Origin of the sequence: Streptomyces capitiformicae, from assembly GCF_002214185.1 — a bacterium.
Classification (GTDB): domain Bacteria; phylum Actinomycetota; class Actinomycetes; order Streptomycetales; family Streptomycetaceae; genus Streptomyces; species Streptomyces capitiformicae.
Map to the genome: position 1 here is coordinate 9,995,874 of NZ_CP022161.1, position 17,128 is coordinate 10,013,001.

Genomic DNA, 17,128 nt, shown 5'->3' on the forward strand with positions numbered 1-17,128 from the left:
GGACAAAACCACGTCGTCCGCCCTATGGGAAGCGGGAGCCCGGATGATGGAACACGACGGCGTCCGGCGTACCACCGGCGCACACCCCCTCCGACCGGCGCGTCCGCAGCCACGCCCCTACCGCTCATCCGGCGTTCTCGCGCTGGTCGGCTCCCGGGCCACCTCGCGGGTCATTCCCCTGGTCATTCCCCTGGTCACCCCCCTGTTTCACCCTGTTCACGCCCTTGTTCACGCCCCTGTTCACGCCCCTGCACGTCACCTTGTTGCCGCAGCTCGTCCGGGCGTCGCTCCGCCTGATCCGCTTCTCGCGGCGCCTCCCGCCACTCACTCCCGTCACTCCGTTGGAGCAGCGCGAACGACGCGCCCTGGTTGTCCGTGACGACCGCCACATTTCCATACGACGTTTCGAACGGCCCGGTCTGCACCCGCCCGCCGAGCCGGCTGACGACCCCGAGCGTCGCCTCGCAGTCGTCCGTCCCGAAGTGGACGAGGAAGTGCGGCGGCATCTCGGCCGGGAACACGTCGGTGAGGGCGGCGCGGCCGAAGTCGGGGCGGGCGTCCGGGCCGAACAGCGCCTCGTGGAACAGACGCGCGTAGAAGGAGTTGGCGGCCGCGGTGTCCCGTGTGTACAACTCGGCCCACACGAACGTTCCGTTTTCGTGCCGTCGCCCGAACCCGGCGTGCGTCCCCGCCTGCCAGATCCGGAACACCGCGCCCTCCGCGTCGGTGGCCAGCGCGGTCGTGCCGAGGTCGAGGAGCGGGGTGGGCGGGATGACGATCTGGCCGCCGGCCTCGGTGATCCGCGCGGCGAGCGCCACGGCGTCCGGCGTGGCGAAGTACAGCGTCCACACGGTGGGCATCCGTCCGTCCGGCTTCGGCGCGAGCGCGGCCACGGCATCGCCCCCGAGATACGCCCACACCTCGTGCGCCCCGTCGCCGGGCGCCACCCGGAACTCCCACCCGAAGAGCTCGCCGTAGAACCGCTTCCCCGCCTCCACATCAGGCAGCTGAGCATCCACCCAACAGGGGACACCCTCGGCGTACACGGCGTACGCGGCGTTCTCGGCCATAGGGCCAAGTTAACGGTGGGTTCAGGGGGTGCGCGCGTTGAAGACGACCGTTGGGCTCCTGCCGGGGGGCACGGGCACATCGCGTACACGGGTGCCGCACCTGCCACCACACCCGCGCCGGAGGCGCAACTTGAGCGCCGGGCACGCGGAATCAGCGGGGGCCAGGGGGTGCTGCGCCCCTGGGAAGGGGCGCAGCGGGCGAAAGAAACCCGCCAAATCCCCCACCACCCACCGACAAGAACCCCTTGGTGAAGCCCGTACGCCCCATTTGCAGTCGGCCGAATAGCGCTTCGATCACCCCTCGGTAAGCTGACGGCATGACAGGACAAGTACGTACCGTCGACGGCCGCGTGGCCGGCCGGCGAGGGCAGGCGACTCGGCAGAAGCTGCTCGACTGCCTCAGCGAGATGCTCAGCTCGTCGCCCTACCGGGACGTCAAAGTCATTGATGTCGCCCGAAAAGCGGGCACTTCACCCGCAACCTTCTACCAGTACTTCCCGGACGTCGAAGGCGCCGTCCTCGAGATCGCCGAGCAAATGGCCGCCGAGGGCGCCACGTTGACCAGCCTCCTCGAAGGCCGCTCCTGGGTCGGCAAGGCGGGATGGCAGACGGCGCAGGAACTCGTCGACGGTTTCCTGGAGTTCTGGCGGAAGAACGACGCGATCCTCAGAGTCGTGGACCTGGGCGCCTCCGAGGGCGACAAACGGTTCTACAAGATCCGCATGAAGATCCTGACCTCGGTCACCAACTCCCTCGCGGACACGGTCAGGGACCTCCAGGCCAAGGGCCGCGTCGACAAGGACGTGAACCCGGCGGCCCTCGCCGGTTCCCTCGTCGCCATGCTCGCCTCGGTCTCCTCGCACCAGAAGGGCTTCCAGACCTGGGGCGTCAAACAGGCCGAACTCAAGCCGAACCTCGCCCTGTTGGTGCACCTGGGCATCACGGGCAAGAAGCCCACGAGGTAACCGGGCGGGGCGACGAGGCGCATCCCCGGGACGCCCCCGGACGCGATTCCTGTCACGCAGGCGGCACCCTCAGGGAGGTGTGCCGCCTGCCGCGTTCAGACGAGCCGCAGGGCCGAAGGGCCGCAGGGCCGCCGGCCCACATCACCGCCGTACGATCCGGAACACCCGTATCTCCCGCTCCACCCGCGCCTGGTACGTCGAGTACGGCGGCCAGAAGCACAGCAACTCCTTCCAGGCGGCCGCCCGTTCCTCGCCCTCCAGGAGGTGGGCCGTGACCGGGATGTCCTGCCCCTTCCAGCTGATCTCGGCGTCGGGGTGGGCCAGCAGGTTCCCGGTCCAGGCGGGATGGTCCGTCCGCCCGAAGTTGGAGCCGACGAGGATCCAACTCCCGCCGCCCTCCTCGGGCATACAGGCCAGCGGCGTACGACGCGGAACCCCGCTCTTCGCGCCGGTGGCGGTCAGTACGACTCCCGGCAACAACTGCGCGCTCAGCAGCACCCGGCCCCGCGTCACCCGATGCACCGCCCGGTCGAGCGCGGGGATGACATGCGGTGCGACCCGCGCGAACGCCGGCGCGGAGGACACCTTCTGCACCCAGCGCACACCCATGCCCCGCGCACTCCTCGAAGCCATCAGCCCCGCACCTCCTCGCGATCGCCGGACCCGGAATCGTACTCGTACTCGGACGCGGACTCGGACTCGGACTCGGACGCGGACTCGGACGCGGACTCGGACGCGGACTCGAAGACCCCCGCTACGTCGGCCGCCCGCCCGCGCAGCCGATGCACCGGCCCGAACAGCAGCTCGTCCCCCGCCGCCCGCTTGAAGTACAGCTGGGCCTCGTGTTCCCAGGTGAACCCGATCCCGCCGTGCAGCTGAACACCCTCCCCGGCGGCGATCCGCAACGCTTCCAGGGCCTGGGCGAGCGCCAGCCCGCCGACCCGCTCCCGCTTGCCGTCGCCGGCCGCCGCCCAGGCCGCGTAGTACGCCGCGGAGCGGGCCGCCTGGACCTGTACGTACACATCCGCGAGCCGGTGCTTCACCGCCTGGAACGATCCGATCGGCCGCCCGAACTGCTCCCGCTGCCGCACATACGCGACCGTCCGCTCCAGCGCCCGGTCGGCGGCCCCCACGGCCTCGGCGGCCAGCACGGCGGCGGCCCCCTCGCCCACTCCGGAGAGGGCCTCCAACACCTCGCCCCCGCCACCGTCGTCGATGCCCAGCAACTCCCCTTCCACATCCCGGAGTTCGAGCCGAGCCTGCGACCGCGTCTCGTCGAGCGAGGTCTGCCGCGCCCGCACCAGCCCCGGCGCCGCCGCCGGGCCCCGCACCACGAACAACAACGTCCGCGACCGAGCGAAGCCCCCGGCATGCGCGGCGACGACCAGCACCCCCGCACTGTGCCCGTCGAGCACCTGCCCGACCTCGCCGTACAACCGCCACCCGCCCCTGCCTCCCTCGACGCGCCGCGCCTGAACACCCCCGGCCCGTCCGCCCCCCGCCCACTCCCCCCGGTTGTCACCGGTCAGCGCCAGCGCGACGCCGAGAGACGGCCCCGGTACGGCGAGGGCGGCGGTCAGCTCGCCGGAGGCAACGCGGGGCAGCAGCTCGGCGCGCTGGGCCTCGGTGCCGAGGGCGAGAACAAGGGGGGCCACGAGGACAGAGGTGGAGAGGAGCGGAGAAGGCGCGAGCGCCCGCCCCAACTCCTCCACCGCCAGGGCAAGTTCGGTAAGAGAGCAGCCGACACCGCCGTACGCCTCGGGAAGAGCGAGCCCCGGCAGCCCGAGCTGTTCACCGAAGGCGGCCCAGAGCGCGGCGTCGTGCCCCTCGCCCGTCCCCACGGCCGCCCGGACCTCCTCCGGACCGCACCGCTTGAGCAGCAACTCCCTGACAGTGCGCCGAATTTCCTCCTGCTCGGCGGTGAAGCGGGCGTCCATGGGCAGGCCCCCCAGCTGGTTCCTCATCCCATCTGCTTACTCACATCTGACGGCTCGTCATATTAGGCCGGGCACCCCCGGATGCACAGCCCCTTACCTGATGTACCGTCAGATTCATGGCTTCCTCGGCTTCCCCGGCTTCTTCGGCGGCCTCCTCGGCTTCCCCGGCTTCCCCGGCTTCCCCGGCTTCCTCGGCGGCCTCCTCGGCTTCCTCGGCTTCCTCGGCTTCCTCGGCTTCCCCGGCTTCCCCGGCTTCCCCGGCTTCCCCGGCTTCCCCGGCTTCCCCGGCGGCCTCCTCGGCTTCCTCGGCTTCCTCGGCTTCCCCGGCTTCCCCGGCTTCCTCGGCTTCCATGGCTTCTGTGACCGACCGCGGACCACGGCAGCACCGCCGCAGGAAGGTCGCGATCGTGGGCGTGGCCCTCTCCGACTGCGGTCGTGTGAACGACGCGACCACCCCGTACGCCCTCCACGCCCAGGCCGCCCGCCGGGCCCTGGCGGACGCGGGCCTGGAGCACACGGCCATCGACGGCCTCGCCTCCGCAGGCCTCGGCACGCTGGCCCCCGTGGAGGTGGCCGAGTACCTGGGCCTGCGGCCGACCTGGGTGGACTCGACCTCCGTCGGCGGCTCGACCTGGGAGGTCATGGCGGCCCACGCGGCGGACGCGATCGCCGCCGGCCACGCGAACGTCGTCCTTCTCGTCTACGGCTCAACGGCCCGCGCCGACATCAAGGCGGGCCGCCGCACCGGCAACCTCTCCTTCGGCGCCCGCGGCCCCCTCCAGTTCGAGGTCCCCTACGGCCACACCCTGATCGCCAAGTACGCGATGGCGGCCCGCCGCCACATGCACGAGTACGGCACGACGCTGGAACAGCTGGCCTCGGTGGCCGTCCAGGCCCGCGCGAACGCGGCGGCGAACCCCGAGGCAATGTTCCGCACCCCGATCACCGTCGACGACGTCCTCTCCTCGCCTCCCATCGCCGACCCCTTCACCAAGCTCCACTGCTGCCTACGCTCCGACGGCGGCGCGGCGGTCCTCCTGGCGGCCGAGGAGTACGTACGCGACTGCCGCCCCACGGCTCCGGTCTGGATCCTCGGTACCGGGGAGCACGTCTCCCACACCACCATGTCCGAGTGGCCCGACTTCACCACCTCCCCCGCGGCCATCAGCGGCCGCCTCGCCTTCGAACGCGCAGGCGTCCACCCCTCCGAGATCGACTTCGCCGAGATCTACGACGCCTTCACCTACATGACCCTGGTGACCCTGGAGGACCTCGGCTTCTGCGCGAAGGGCGAGGGCGGCGCCTTCATGGAGAAAAACCGCCTGACCCTGACCGGGGATCTGCCGGTGAACACGGACGGGGGCGGGCTGTCGGCCCAACACCCGGGCATGCGCGGCCTCTTCCTCCTCGTCGAGGCCGTACGGCAACTACGCGGCGAGGCGGGCGAACGCCAGGTCCGGGCCGCCGACGGCCATCTGCCCCGGCTGGCGGTGGCGTCCGGGACGGGCGGGTGGTTCTGCTCTTCGGGGACGGTGGTGCTGGGGCGTGGGTGAGGTTGGCTTCGGCCCCCCTTCTCCGGAATAGGACATGGGGACGGCGCGCTGAACGGAATCGGCAGACTTGACGACGTCCCCGTAGCGGTTCCCCGGAGGAAGTGACATGGCACTGTCCCGCAAGGAGCGCGAGGAGTTTCTGGCCGAGGCGCATGTGGCCGCCTTGGCGGTGGACGCCGGGGAGGGGCGGGCGCCGCTCACGGTCCCGATCTGGTACCAGTACGAACCCGGGGGCGAGGTCTGGATCATGACCGGGCTGGACACCCGCAAGAACCGGCTGATCCAGGCGGCGGGCCGCTTCTCCCTGATGATCGACCGCCTCGAACCCACCATCCGCTACGTTTCCGTCGAGGGCCCGGTCATCGACACCACCCCTGCCACCCACGACCACCTCCGCGAGATCTCCGCCCGCTACCTCCCGCCCGAAAAAGTCGACGGCTACGTCGACTTCGCCGCGAAGAACCACGGCGAACAGGTCATCATCCGCATGCGCCCCGAGCGGTGGGTCTCCTCCGACCTGGGCACGGTGTGATCGAACGGGACGCCGCGATCCGGATCGTCGAGGAACAGCTGGCCCGCGAGGATCAGGAGCAACTGGCACGGGGGCTGGACCCCATCCCCGTCACCGTGACGGATGCGGAACGGCACGAGCTCGTCTGGATCGTCCGCTACCAGTCCGCAGAGTACGTGCGCACAGGGGACCGGCACACCATGCTGATCGGCAACGGACCGTACCTGGTCGACCGCGTCGACGGTGGGCTGCACTCGGTCGGCGTGGTCTCCGCCATGACCGGGGCCTGGGAGGACGACTACCGCGTCCGTGTCCGAGGGCAGACCGTACGCACCGCCGTGGACGACCTGCACGACGAGATCCGCGAGATCGCCGCCACGCGCGGACGGCTCCACGCCACGCGCGTGCTGCGGGCGGCCGTGCCGACACTGCGCCCCGGGGAGGCCGTCGCCTACGTGACCGCGCTGCGGGGCGGCGAGGACGTGCCCGCGCGGCTGGTCGCCCTCGCCGGCAGGGAACTCGTGCTGCCTCTCAACCCGGTTGACGCGGTACGGACCCTCCGGGAGGCGCGGGCGGAGCGGCAGGCCGAGGGATGACAATCGGGGCATGACTGCCGACACGCCTTCCCTCTCGCCATCCCCGGCTCCCTCCTCCCTCTCCTCCGGGTTCCTACGGTCCCTGCGGGCGCTGCGGGTGTGGGATCCGCAGGTCACCGAGTTGCCGGCCTTCGACCCGGCCGCCGCGCCCGCCGAGCCGTCGGCGCTGTTCGTCGGGTGGTTCGCGGAGGCGGTGGCGGCAGGGCAGATGGAGCCGCACACCATGTCGCTGGCCACAGCGGATGGGGAGGGACAGCCGGACGTACGTATCGTGATGTTGCACGACGTGGACGCGCGCGGCTGGCACTTCGCCTCGCACTCCGGCAGCCGGAAGGGACGACAGCTGACCGCCCGCCCGTACGCGGCGCTCGGCTTCTACTGGCCCGTGCTGGGCCGCCAGGTACGGGTGCGGGGCCGCGTGGTCATCGAGCCCGCCTCGGTCGCGCAGGCCGACCTGCACGCCCGGTCCACCGGTGCGCTGGCCGCCGCCCTCACCGGGCGGCAGAGCGAAGTCCTCTCCTCCTACGAGGAGTTGGAGCGCGCGTCGGAGGCCGCCTGGGCCCGGGCCGAGCGCGAGCCGGATGCGCCGGTGCCCTCCTGGACGGCGTACGTGGTGGAACCGGACGAGGTGGAGTTCTTCCAGGGGGACGCCCGGCGGCGGCACGTACGGCTCAACTACCGGCGGAAGGAGGATGGTTGGTCCACGGAGATGCTGTGGCCCTAGCTGTACTGCCCAGTCAGGTGACCTTCTCCCACACCGACACGTGCTTCGTGCTCTCGCTCGTGAACGGCTCCCGGTTCCAGTCCGCCCAGCGGTCGCGCAGCCGCATTCCCGCGAGCCGGGCCATGAGGTCCAGCTCGGCCGGCCAGACGTAGCGGAACGGCAGCGACCAGTACTCCGTCCGCCCGTCGACGACCCACACGTGGTGCGAGCGCATCCCTTGCGTGGCCACGTCGTACGTGTCCAACCCCAGCCGATCGGGCCCCACGTGGTACGGCACCGCGTTCTGCCCCGGCGGCAGTCTGCGCAGGTCCGGCACGCCGACCTCGATGACGAAGCAGCCGCCGGGTACGAGGTGCGCGGCGGCGTTGCGGAAGCAGTCCACCTGGGCGTCCTGCGTGGTCAGGTTGTTGATCGTGTTGAAGACGAGGTAGGCGACGGTGAAGTCGCCGTCCACCCTGGTCGTGGCGAAATCCCCGATGGTGACGCCGATGTCCGCGCCGCCCGGCTTGGCGCGCAGCCGCTCCACCATGGCCCGCGACATGTCGATGCCGTGCACCGGGACGCCCCGGCCGGCAAGGGGGAGGGCGATACGGCCCGTGCCGATGCCGAACTCGAGGGCGCGGGGGGTGCCGGGGCTGCCATGTTCCTCGGCGAGACCGGCGATGAGCTCCACGGCCGGGTCGATGGCCTCGGGGCTGAACATCTCGTCGGAGGTGTCGTCGTAGTGGGCGGCGATGGCTTCACCGAAGTAGCCGTCGGGGTCGTCGACCTCGGCGTATCCGTCGTCGCCGTATCCCTGCTCGCGGTGCTCCTGTTCACGGTGCTCCTGCTCGCGGTGCTCCTGCTCGCGATATCCCGTTTCGCGCATTCTGGGACCGTACCGACGCCCCGCCGGCAGCCGCACGCGATTTTCCGCCGCTACTCGACCCCTCCCGGCTCCGGGTCCGGATCCGTGGCCAGCCGTGCGTGCAGGTGGGAGTCCCGGAAGGCGTCGTGCCGCCCCTGCTCGAACATCGCGTCGCGCAACGTCCCCTCGGCCGGGAACCCGCACCGCTCGGCGATACGGCAGGACACGTCGTGGCCCAGGGCGTGGTCCAGTTCGATGCGGTGGAGGCCGAGTTCGGCGAAGGCCCAGCGGGCGGCGAGGTGGAGGGACCGGGTGGCGACGCGGCGGCCTCGGGCCTCGGGCAGCACCCAGTAGCCGACCATGGCCCTGCGCATGAACGGTTCGATGGCGCTGAACCCGACCTGCCCGAGCGTCACCCCGCTCGCCTCGTCCACGACCCGGAAGGTCGCCGTCCGCCCCTCCGCGTCGGACTCGGCCCGCTGCCGCAACGAGGCTCGAGCCCCGTCGAGCCCCTCGTCCAGCACCCATGGCGTGTTCCACCGCCGGAACTCCGGATCATCACGCCCCCGGAACCACGCGTCGACATCCGCGTCGGACTCGGGGTCCCAGGAACAGAGCCGCAGACCGTGCCCGCGCACATCGGAGCGGGGGTACGGACGGGGAACGGCGGAGGATCGATCATCAGTACGGGCCACGCGGCCATTGAAACCCGTACGCCGTCACTCCCGCGCCCGAAATACCGGCACCGCGAACTCCCCCGCGTCCCGGAACACCACCTGAAGCCCCATTCCCACCCGCAGCGCCCCTTCCTCCCCCTCCACAATCTCGGTCATCATCCGCGGCCCCTCGACGAGATCGACGACCGCGGGGACGTACGGCGTCCGCTCACCGAACGGCGGCAGATCGTTCCGGTGGACGACGGACCAGGTGTAGAGCGTGGCGCGCCCGGAGGCATCCTCCCACCGCACGTCCTCGCTCCAGCAGTACGGGCAGAACTCGCGGGGATAGTGATGGGCCCGTCCGCACGCCCCGCAGCGCCGCAGAAGCAGCCGCCCGCCGGCGGCCGCGTCCCAGTACGTACGGGTGAAGCCGTCGACCTCCGGCAGATCGAACCGACCACCGCCAACACCACCGCCTACGGCGCCGCCACCGCCGCCGCCCATCAGAACAGCCCCAGCCCGGCGTCGACCGACCACGACTGCCAGGACATCCCGAACAGCCCCACCACCGAGATGAGCGCCATCATCGAGTTCTGCCCCTGCTCGGCCCAGTCGTGGATCATCAGCACGAGGTAGAGCAGGTTGAGCAACAGCCCGCCGACCAGCGCGATCGGGGTCAGAAAGCCGAGGATCAGGCCGAGCCCGAGGGCGAGTTCCGCGTAGGCGACGACGTACGCCATCGTCTTCGGCCGTGGCTTGACCACCACGTCGAACCCGCTCCGCACCGCCTCCCACCGATGCTTCCCCGCCACATCCGCCGCCCACGCGATCCCGGCCCCCTCGAACCAGGTCTTCTTGTCCTTGTGCCGCCAACTCTCCAGCCACCACAGCCCGAGCCCGATCCGAAGGACGGCCAGCCATTCACCACCGGTGAGCCAGATCGAGTCCATGGACGTCGCCGCCCTTCCGCATCCGCGTGGAGTATCTGACGGTACGTCAGTTCAGCGGATGGGGGGTGGATGCGCAAGAGACAAGGACCGACGGACGGAACCTCACAGGGCAATACGCCACCTCAGGACTGCACCCCTAAGGGGTGTAGTGCTTACCAAGGCCCGGGCCTGTCCGCCGAGGACGTGAGCTCGTGGCGTCCTGCCGCTCCCCGACGAGGACGACCGCGTAAGGGGGCTTGGCCGAGCCGTGGCGACTACGGCTGACCTCGCACCGTCACCACGTACGTCATCGCCTTCCCACACTCCGGGAGACCTACGCCACAGACCCCACCCACCCCTCCTACAGCCGTGATGAATCCGCAACCAATTCCGGTCTTGACCGAGACCCATCAAGTGAGGGCGCGAATACCCTCGGGCACATGGCTGACTCCAGAGCATCCACGGAATCCGCGAACCCAGCCTCCGAGCGCCCCGTCTACGTCATCGGTGGCGGCCCCGGCGGGCTCGCGGCGGCGTACGCGTTGCGGGCGCGGGGTGTACGGGCCGTCGTGCTGGAGAAGGCGGACGGTGTGGGCGCGTCCTGGCGGCGGCACTACGACCGGCTGCACCTGCACACGACCCGGCGGCTGTCGGGGCTGCCCGGTCTGCCCATGCCGCGCCGGTTCGGGCGGTGGGTGTCGCGGGACAACGTGGTGCGGTACCTGGAGAAGTACGCCGAGGTGCACGAACTGGAGATCGTGACCGGCGTCGAGGTGTTCCGGGTGGAGCGGAGCGCGGACGGCACCGGCTGGCTGCTGCACGCCACCGGCGGGCGCGAGCTCACCGGCGGCGCGGTGATCGTCGCCACCGGCTACAACCACACCCCCCACGTACCCGACTGGCCGGGCCGGGAGACGTACCGCGGTGAGCTGGTGCACGCCTCCGAGTACCGCAACGCCAAGCCTTACGCCGGCCGCGACGTCCTCGTCGTCGGCATCGGCAACACCGGCGCCGAGATCGCCGTCGACCTCGTCGAGGGCGGCGCGGAGCGCGTACGGCTGGCCGTGCGCACCGCCCCGCACATCGTGCGCCGGTCCACGGCGGGCTGGGCGGCCCAGTACACCGGCGTCCTCGTACGGCACCTCCCGGTCGCCCTGGTGGACCGGCTCGCCAAGCCGATGGCGAAGCTCAGCGTGCCCGACCTGTCCGCGCACGGTCTGGCCCGCCCCGACACCGGCCTCTACTCCCGCGTGAACGAGGGGTCCATCCCCGTCCAGGACGTCGGCCTCATCGACGCCGTACGGAAGGGGCGGGTGGAGGTCGTGGGGGCTGTGGAAGGATTCGAGGACGGCAAGGTCGCCTTGGCCGACGGCAGCCGTATCGAGCCCGACGCCGTGATCGCCGCCACCGGCTACCGGCGGGCCCTGGAGGGGCTCGTCGGACACCTCGGTGTCCTGGACGGGCGCGGCAGACCCCTCGTCCACGGCGCCCGCACCCCGGCCAACGCGCTAGGTCTCTACTTCCAGGGCTACACCAACCCGATCAGCGGTATGTTCCGCGAACTAGCCATCGACGCCGAGAAGATCGCCAAGACCGTCGCCCGCAGGGGCGGCGTCGCCACACGCGACGCGCTCACCGTGGAGGGCCGCGCCGCACGCTGAACGCCGCCTCGGCACGCGAGTGTTCCCATCCGCCCCATCTGTCCTCGGTTCCGATCGCGCACGGTGGGTACAACCCCCGTACACCACCCGTACCGCCGCGTAACTTTGCCTGCGCGCCCCATTCCTGACATCGAATCAGTTCAGTAGCCTGAAATCTGACGCTGTGTCAGTTACGGGAAACGTGAGCGCGTCACGTCAGTGAATTGGCTGTCACACAGGAGCGGGCGGACCGATGCTTGGATCAACCCACGGCACCCTCACCACCGACTCCCGCCGGGCCCGGGTGATCGCCTGCGGCGAGCATCCGCAGCAGGTCGTACACGGCAGGCCTGCCGAGGATGGTGATCTGGACGTCAGCGGGCGGCCTTTGCACGCCGCCGTCCCCGATCTGGACCGGTTCTTCCGGCCCGAGTCCGTCGCGGTCGTCGGCGCCTCGGACGCGGAGGGGCGGCCGAACACCGGTATCACCCGGCAGTTGATCGCCTGGGCCGAGCGGGTCGGGGCCCGGCTGCACCCCGTGCATCCCACACGTGAGTCGGTCTTCGGCATCCCCTGCTCCCCCTCCGTCGCCGATCTGCCCGAGCAGGTCGATCTGGCCGTGCTCCTTGTCTCCGATCCCCTTCCCCTCATCGGTGAACTGGCCGAGGCCAAGGTGAAGTTCGCCGTCGCCTTCGCCTCCGGGTTCGCCGAGACCGGTGCGGAGGGCGCGGCCGCGCAGGAGCGGCTGGCGGCCGCTGTGGCGCGGTCCGGTGGAATGCGGCTGCTCGGGCCGAACACCAACCTCAACGCCTTCGAGCGGTTCCGCGACGACCTCGACGGGCCGGCGATCGCGCTCATCACCCAGTCCGGGCATCAGGGCCGCCCCGTCTTCTCCCTCCAGGAACTCGGCATCCGCCTCTCCCACTGGGCCCCCACCGGCAACGAGGCCGATCTGGAGACCGCCGACTTCATCTCCTACTTCGCCGAGCGGCCCGAGGTGGGCGCCATCGCCGCTTACGTCGAGGGCCTCAAGGACGGCCGCGCCTTCCTCCTCGCCGCCGACCGGGCCGCCCGGCGCGGTGTCCCCGTCGTCGCCGTCAAGGTCGGCCGCACCGAGACCGGCGCCCGCACCGCCGCCTCCCACACCGGCAAGCTGACCGGCGCGGACGCGGTGGTGGACGCGGCGATGCGGCAGTACGGCGTGATACGGGTCGACGGGCTCGACGAACTCCAGGACACGGCCACCCTGTTGGCACGAGCCCGGCGGACACGCGCCCCAGAGTCGGCGCAACCGCACGGCGACGGCGTCGTCGTCTATTCGATCTCGGGCGGCACGGGCGCGCACTTCGCCGACCTGGCCACGGAAGCCGGGCTGCCCCTGCCCACCCTCTCGGAGACCAAGCAGGCCGAGCTGCACCAGTGGATCCCCGACTACCTGAGCGTGGCCAACCCCGTCGACAACGGCGGGCACCCCGTGGGCGACTGGCGCGGCCCCCGCATCCTCGACGCCATCCTCGACGACCCGGCGGTGGGCGTGCTGATCTGCCCCATCACCGGCCCCTTCCCGCCGATGAGCGACAAGCTCGCCCAGGATCTGGTGGACGCGGCGGAGCGGACGGACAAGCTGGTGTGCGTGGTGTGGGGGTCGCCGGTGGGCACCGAGGCCGCGTACCGCGAGACGCTGCTCGGGTCGTCCCGGGTGGCGACCTTCCGTACCTTCGCCAACTGCATCACCGCTGTCCGCGCCCACCTCGACCACAGCCGCTTCACCGCCGCCTACCGCTCCCCCTTCGACGAGGCCCCCCGCTCCCCCTCGCCCTCCTTCCGTAAGGCACAGGCTCTGATGCGGCCGGGGCAGCAGCTGAGCGAGCATGCCGCGAAGCAGCTGTTGCGCGCGTACGGGATACGCGTGCCGCGCGAGCAGTTGGTGACCAGCGCGGCGGCGGCCGTACGCGCCGCGAGCCTGGTCGGCTACCCGGTGGTGATGAAGGCGTCCGGGGCACGGATCGCCCACAAGACGGAGCTCGGCCTGGTGAAGATCGGCCTGACCTCCGCCAGCCAGATCCGCGACGCCTATCGCGAACTGACGGACATCGCCCGCTACGAGGACGTCTCCCTCGACGGCGTACTGGTCTGCCAGATGGTCGAGCAGGGCGTGGAGATGGTCGTGGGCGTCACCCACGACGACCTCTTCGGACCGACGGTCACGGTCGGGCTCGGCGGTGTCCTCGTCGAGGTGCTGCGCGACTCCGCCGTACGCGTGCCGCCCTTCGGCGAGGACCAGGCCCGCGCGATGCTGACCGAACTGCGCGGGCGGGCCCTGCTGGACGGGGTCCGCGGGGCTCCCCCGGCCGACGTGGACGCCCTGGTCGAGGTCGTCCTCCGCGTCCAGCGCATGGCGCTCGAACTCGGGGACGAGATCGCGGAGCTGGACATCAACCCGCTCATGGTGCTGCCGAGGGGGCAGGGGGCCGTGGCGCTGGACGCGCTGGCGGTGTGCCGCTGAGCACCACCGGACCGAACACCACCGGGCCGACCACCACCGGACCGACCGGACCGGCCACCGGACTCCGAGCCCGACGCCGAGCCCGACCCCGAGCCCGACGCCGAGCCCGACGCCGAGCCCGACGATCACTCCACGTAAGAACAGGAGCACCCACATGTCCGCTTCCCCCCTTGAACCTCCCGAAAAATCCCGTGACTCATTGATACTGCACGCCACTGACAACGCCGTCTCGTGGATCACCCTCAACCGCCCCGAGGCGATGAACGCCATTACCCCTGACCAGCGGGAACGGCTCATCCAGCTGCTCTCGGACGCCTCCTCCGACCCCGCCGTACGCGCGGTCGTGATCACCGGGACCGGCCGCGGTTTCTGCGCGGGGGCCGACCTGCGCGGCGCACCCCAGCCGACCGAACTCCTCCCCGGCGACGTCGCCCGCACCATCCGCCTCGGCGCCCAGCGCCTCGTCGCCGCCGTACTCGACTGCGAGAAACCGGTGATCGCGGCGGTGAACGGCACGGCGGCCGGCATCGGCGCGCACCTCGCGTTCGCCTGCGACCTCGTCCTGGCGGCCGAAGAGGCCCGTTTCATCGAGGTGTTCGTACGCCGCGGCCTCGTCCCGGACGGCGGCGGCGCCCACCTCCTCCCCCGCCTGATCGGCCCCCAGCGCGCCAAGGAGCTGATGTTCTTCGGCGACGCCCTGCCCGCCACCGACGCGGAACGCCTCGGTCTGGTCAACCGTGTCGTCCCCGCCCAGGACCTGGAGAAGACCGCCCGCGAGTGGGCCGAACGCCTCGCCACCGGCCCCACCCGCGCCCTCGCCCTCACCAAACAGCTCGTCAACGCCTCCCTCGACACCGACCGCACCACCGCCTTCACCGCCGAGGCCGCCGCGCAGGAGATCAACATGACGACGGCGGACGCGCAGGAGGGCGTGGCGAGCTTCGTGGAGCGACGGGCACCGCGCTTCGAGGGCCGCTGAGTCCCGCCTGACGCTTCACTTCTGACGGTTCGTCAGTTTCAATGGGTGATGTGATGGGACATGCGGGAATGGCAGCCGCCGCCGTCCGCTACCTGAGGGCGGACAGAGGCCGCATGACGGCCACGGAACCGGTCGTCGAAGCACTGCCGCGCCCCGACCTGCGCTGCGTCGGAGAGGACGAACGCGCACCGGTCGACCAGGCCGAATTCCGGCGCGTACTGGGCAACTTCGCGACCGGCGTCACAGTGATCACGGCCCCCGCCTCAGCGACGGACGACGACCGCCCCGCAGGCTTCGCCTGCCAGTCCTTCTCCTCGCTCTCCCTCGACCCGCCGCTGGTCGCGTTCATGGTCGGCCGTACGTCGACGACCTGGCCCCGCATCGCCCGCGCCGGCGTCTTCTGCGTGAACGTGCTCGGCGCCCGCCAGGGCGAGTTGTGCCGCCGTTTCGCCGTGAGCGGCGCGGACAAGTTCGCCGGGGTCCCCCACGACCCGGCCCCCGCCACCGGCTCCCCCCGCCTCACCGGCGCCCCCGCCTGGATCGACTGCACGATCCACGCCGTACACACCGGCGGCGACCACCTGATCGTGGTGGGCAGGGTGGAGGCATTGGGCACGACCGGAGAAGACGGCGAGGACAGCGAGGACGGCGAGGACAGCGAGGCGAACGCACCGCTGCTGTTCCACCGGGGCCGGTTCGGCGGCTTCGTCTAGGCATCCCCGAGGCCTTCTCCAAGCCTCCTCGGCCCGCCTCTCCGACCAACCAGCCCCCGACCAGCCCACCTAACCCATCACCACCAACCCACCGTTCCTAAAGTCTGAGCGGGAGCGAGTCCTGTTTCCAGGACCCGTGCTCAGCCGAACGCCCCGAACGGTGTTGGGCGTTCTGGTCCACCGCGTTCGCCCTGTGTCCGGCGCGCACGGATCGTGTCCGTGGTCCGGGAATACGGGGGCGGTTTCCCTCACGCCCCGGGGCCACCGAGCCAGCCTGGACGGTCCGATGCCCCGCACGATCACTCCGGTCGTGCGGGGGCGGTGCCGTCCGTCGCCGGATCGGGTGCCCCAGGGCGCGCCTTCCGATCGCCACCGCTGCCGCGTCGTGGCGAGTGGTCTTCCTGTCCTTGGTGGTGAGGTGCTTGTGCCAGTGCTGGGCACCCCACTTGGAGGTGTAGGCCGGGTCGACGGCGACGACGGGGATGCCGAGTTCGGCCGCCATGGACACCAGCCGGGCCCGCAGCCTGGAGATGGGCATGCCGGAGATGAGGTTGCGGAAGCGTTTGCGGCGGCCGTGCTTCTCGCGGGTGGTCTCGGCGGTGAAGTCGAGGTCCTCGACCGCGATGGCGAGGCCGTGGCGTTTGGCCCAGTGCAGCAGGCGGATCAGGGCATGGCGGACCTGGGCGTCGCGGTGGGCGGCGGTGCCGGTGAGGTCGTAGCCGAAGCGGAGTGGTTCGCCGACGGGGTTGCCGTGGGTGTCCAGGCGCCAGGCGGCCAGGTGGTCGGCGTTGGTGTCCACGCCGACCAGGCCCCTGGCGCGGGCCGCCTCCAGCGGCACGGTCTGCACCGGGGGGATCGTCCAGGAGGCGGTCACATACCAGCGTCCCCGGGCTGTGTCTTCGTGGATGCGGTAGGCCACGGCCCGGTTGGCGGTGACGCGGTCGGCCCACTGCTCACCCCGGTGCGCGAACGACACCCGGGCGGCCAGGACGTACCGGCCGTGCGGGGCGTTCGCCAGGTGCGCCAGCGGCGCGGGCAGCTTGATCGAGACCTCGCCGCCGGGGGTGACGCGGATCGTCTCGTTGCCGAACCTTTTGCCGGACTCGCCGTCGCGGCGAGGAACCGGCGCCCGGCCTGCCACCGCAAGCGCCACTGCTCCTCGGTGAGCTGCGCCTGCTGAAGATGGTGGCGGGTGTTCAGCAGCCGCTTCCCGCCACGCACCACGCGCACGACCCCGGCCTCACGGTCCGCCCGCACTGCCTGAAGCCGGTCTTCGAGCACACACAGGCGGCGTGACTTGGCGAACCACTCCCGCGTGCTGCGGTAGCCGCCTGGAGCCTGCCTGGTGCCCTTCTCACCCACGGGCACAGACAGCCGGTGGGCGATCGTCTCGATCCCGGCCTGAAGGCTCTGGATGTGCGCGAGCTGGGGTACCTGCACCACCTGCGGACACCCCCTGCCCAGCCCTCGGAGCAGCCGCAGACAGCCCACAACCTAAC

At 71.2% G+C, this 17,128-nt stretch carries 17 protein-coding genes and 1 pseudogene; 9 read left to right on the forward strand and 9 right to left on the reverse strand.

Going from position 1 to position 17,128, the window contains the following annotated elements; genetic code table 11:
* Positions 1 to 194 precede the first annotated feature (194 nt).
* Positions 195 to 1,070 carry a VOC family protein gene (locus CES90_RS44940; RefSeq protein WP_189785349.1) on the reverse strand — a complete coding sequence of 292 codons (876 nt, stop codon included), beginning with the start codon at positions 1,068 to 1,070 and terminating at the stop codon, positions 195 to 197.
* Positions 1,071 to 1,387: 317 nt separating this feature from the next.
* On the opposite strand from CES90_RS44940, the gene CES90_RS44945 reads away from it, so the two are divergent.
* Complete coding sequence (locus tag CES90_RS44945; protein WP_189785348.1) at positions 1,388 to 2,035, forward strand: TetR family transcriptional regulator; 648 nt, start codon at positions 1,388 to 1,390, stop codon at positions 2,033 to 2,035.
* 141 nt (positions 2,036 to 2,176) lie between these two features.
* On the opposite strand, the gene CES90_RS44950 is transcribed toward CES90_RS44945, so the two are convergent.
* The 3 genes from CES90_RS44950 to CES90_RS44960 are packed head-to-tail and all read right to left on the reverse strand — an operon-like array spanning position 2,177 to position 4,324.
* Positions 2,177 to 2,668 carry a nitroreductase/quinone reductase family protein gene (locus tag CES90_RS44950; RefSeq protein WP_189785347.1) on the reverse strand — a complete coding sequence of 164 codons (492 nt, stop codon included), beginning with the start codon at positions 2,666 to 2,668 and terminating at the stop codon, positions 2,177 to 2,179.
* Entirely contained in the window at positions 2,668 to 3,972 is a 1,305-nt protein-coding gene (locus tag CES90_RS44955; protein WP_189785376.1) for an acyl-CoA dehydrogenase family protein, read from the reverse strand. Before CES90_RS44955 ends, CES90_RS44950 begins: the two co-directional genes overlap by 1 nt.
* A gap of 40 nt (positions 3,973 to 4,012) precedes the next feature.
* Positions 4,013 to 4,324 (reverse strand): hypothetical protein, encoded by a 312-nt coding sequence (locus CES90_RS44960; RefSeq protein ID WP_189785346.1) that lies wholly within the window; start codon positions 4,322 to 4,324, stop codon positions 4,013 to 4,015.
* Here CES90_RS44960 and CES90_RS44965 point away from each other — a divergent pair.
* The 4 genes from CES90_RS44965 to CES90_RS44980 all read left to right on the forward strand — a co-directional run bounded on the left by CES90_RS44965 (position 4,323) and on the right by CES90_RS44980 (position 7,356).
* A complete protein-coding gene (locus CES90_RS44965) occupies positions 4,323 to 5,525 on the forward strand; it encodes a thiolase C-terminal domain-containing protein (RefSeq protein ID WP_189785345.1) in 1,203 nt (400 codons plus the stop codon). The two genes, CES90_RS44960 and CES90_RS44965, sit on opposite strands and share 2 nt — an antisense overlap.
* Before the next feature lie 106 nt (positions 5,526 to 5,631).
* A complete protein-coding gene (locus CES90_RS44970; RefSeq protein WP_189785344.1) occupies positions 5,632 to 6,057 on the forward strand; it encodes a pyridoxamine 5'-phosphate oxidase family protein in 426 nt (141 codons plus the stop codon).
* Positions 6,054 to 6,632 (forward strand): YrhB domain-containing protein, encoded by a 579-nt coding sequence (locus CES90_RS44975; protein ID WP_189785343.1) that lies wholly within the window; start codon positions 6,054 to 6,056, stop codon positions 6,630 to 6,632. Before CES90_RS44970 ends, CES90_RS44975 begins: the two co-directional genes overlap by 4 nt.
* 10 nt (positions 6,633 to 6,642) lie before the next feature.
* A complete protein-coding gene (locus CES90_RS44980) occupies positions 6,643 to 7,356 on the forward strand; it encodes a pyridoxine/pyridoxamine 5'-phosphate oxidase (protein WP_189785342.1) in 714 nt (237 codons plus the stop codon).
* A 13-nt stretch (positions 7,357 to 7,369) separates the two neighbouring features.
* Here CES90_RS44980 and CES90_RS44985 read toward each other — a convergent pair whose 3' ends face one another.
* From CES90_RS44985 to CES90_RS45000, 4 genes are read right to left on the reverse strand one after another with little or no spacing between them, the layout of a single operon-like run.
* Positions 7,370 to 8,224, reverse strand: coding sequence for a class I SAM-dependent DNA methyltransferase (locus CES90_RS44985; RefSeq protein ID WP_189785341.1), 855 nt, complete (start codon positions 8,222 to 8,224; stop codon positions 7,370 to 7,372).
* A 50-nt stretch (positions 8,225 to 8,274) separates the two neighbouring features.
* Positions 8,275 to 8,898, reverse strand: a complete 624-nt coding sequence (locus CES90_RS44990; protein WP_189785340.1) for a GNAT family N-acetyltransferase — start codon at positions 8,896 to 8,898, stop codon at positions 8,275 to 8,277.
* A 24-nt stretch (positions 8,899 to 8,922) separates the two neighbouring features.
* The gene (locus tag CES90_RS44995; RefSeq protein ID WP_189785339.1) at positions 8,923 to 9,366 is read right to left on the reverse strand and encodes a Zn-ribbon domain-containing OB-fold protein; all 444 of its coding nucleotides are present in this window, start codon (positions 9,364 to 9,366) and stop codon (positions 8,923 to 8,925) included.
* Entirely contained in the window at positions 9,366 to 9,812 is a 447-nt protein-coding gene (locus CES90_RS45000; RefSeq protein WP_189785338.1) for a DoxX family membrane protein, read from the reverse strand. Before CES90_RS45000 ends, CES90_RS44995 begins: the two co-directional genes overlap by 1 nt.
* A gap of 419 nt (positions 9,813 to 10,231) precedes the next feature.
* Here CES90_RS45000 and CES90_RS45005 point away from each other — a divergent pair, with 419 nt between their 5' ends.
* From CES90_RS45005 to CES90_RS45020, 4 genes are all read left to right on the forward strand, one after another.
* Entirely contained in the window at positions 10,232 to 11,452 is a 1,221-nt protein-coding gene (locus CES90_RS45005; RefSeq protein WP_189785337.1) for a flavin-containing monooxygenase, read from the forward strand.
* Between the two features lie 232 nt (positions 11,453 to 11,684).
* Entirely contained in the window at positions 11,685 to 13,937 is a 2,253-nt protein-coding gene (locus CES90_RS45010) for an acetate--CoA ligase family protein (protein WP_189785336.1), read from the forward strand.
* 154 nt (positions 13,938 to 14,091) lie between these two features.
* Entirely contained in the window at positions 14,092 to 14,916 is an 825-nt protein-coding gene (locus tag CES90_RS45015) for an enoyl-CoA hydratase/isomerase family protein (RefSeq protein ID WP_189785335.1), read from the forward strand.
* Positions 14,917 to 14,969: 53 nt separating this feature from the next.
* The gene (locus CES90_RS45020) at positions 14,970 to 15,629 is read left to right on the forward strand and encodes a flavin reductase family protein (RefSeq protein ID WP_189785334.1); all 660 of its coding nucleotides are present in this window, start codon (positions 14,970 to 14,972) and stop codon (positions 15,627 to 15,629) included.
* 97 nt (positions 15,630 to 15,726) lie between these two features.
* On the opposite strand, the pseudogene CES90_RS45025 reads toward CES90_RS45020, so the two are convergent.
* Positions 15,727 to 17,111, reverse strand: a pseudogene (locus tag CES90_RS45025) (hypothetical protein).
* Between the last annotated feature and the right edge of the window lie 17 nt (positions 17,112 to 17,128).

What these genes read in the sequence shown, in the direction of transcription:
- CES90_RS45005 (WP_189785337.1), top strand. Translation starts at nt 10,232, where the DNA reads ATGGCTGACTCCAGAGCATCCACGGAATCCGCGAACCCAGCCTCCGAG.
- CES90_RS44955 (WP_189785376.1), bottom strand. Translation starts at nt 3,972, where the DNA reads ATGGACGCCCGCTTCACCGCCGAGCAGGAGGAAATTCGGCGCACTGTC.
- CES90_RS44940 (WP_189785349.1), bottom strand. Translation starts at nt 1,070, where the DNA reads ATGGCCGAGAACGCCGCGTACGCCGTGTACGCCGAGGGTGTCCCCTGT.
- CES90_RS44950 (WP_189785347.1), bottom strand. Translation starts at nt 2,668, where the DNA reads ATGGCTTCGAGGAGTGCGCGGGGCATGGGTGTGCGCTGGGTGCAGAAG.
- CES90_RS45020 (WP_189785334.1), top strand. Translation starts at nt 14,970, where the DNA reads ATGGGACATGCGGGAATGGCAGCCGCCGCCGTCCGCTACCTGAGGGCG.
- CES90_RS45000 (WP_189785338.1), bottom strand. Translation starts at nt 9,812, where the DNA reads ATGGACTCGATCTGGCTCACCGGTGGTGAATGGCTGGCCGTCCTTCGG.
- CES90_RS44945 (WP_189785348.1), top strand. Translation starts at nt 1,388, where the DNA reads ATGACAGGACAAGTACGTACCGTCGACGGCCGCGTGGCCGGCCGGCGA.
- CES90_RS45010 (WP_189785336.1), top strand. Translation starts at nt 11,685, where the DNA reads ATGCTTGGATCAACCCACGGCACCCTCACCACCGACTCCCGCCGGGCC.
- CES90_RS44960 (WP_189785346.1), bottom strand. Translation starts at nt 4,324, where the DNA reads ATGGAAGCCGAGGAAGCCGGGGAAGCCGGGGAAGCCGAGGAAGCCGAG.
- CES90_RS44985 (WP_189785341.1), bottom strand. Translation starts at nt 8,224, where the DNA reads ATGCGCGAAACGGGATATCGCGAGCAGGAGCACCGCGAGCAGGAGCAC.
- CES90_RS44970 (WP_189785344.1), top strand. Translation starts at nt 5,632, where the DNA reads ATGGCACTGTCCCGCAAGGAGCGCGAGGAGTTTCTGGCCGAGGCGCAT.
- CES90_RS44965 (WP_189785345.1), top strand. Translation starts at nt 4,323, where the DNA reads ATGGCTTCTGTGACCGACCGCGGACCACGGCAGCACCGCCGCAGGAAG.
- CES90_RS45015 (WP_189785335.1), top strand. Translation starts at nt 14,092, where the DNA reads ATGTCCGCTTCCCCCCTTGAACCTCCCGAAAAATCCCGTGACTCATTG.
- CES90_RS44980 (WP_189785342.1), top strand. Translation starts at nt 6,643, where the DNA reads ATGACTGCCGACACGCCTTCCCTCTCGCCATCCCCGGCTCCCTCCTCC.
- CES90_RS44995 (WP_189785339.1), bottom strand. Translation starts at nt 9,366, where the DNA reads ATGGGCGGCGGCGGTGGCGGCGCCGTAGGCGGTGGTGTTGGCGGTGGT.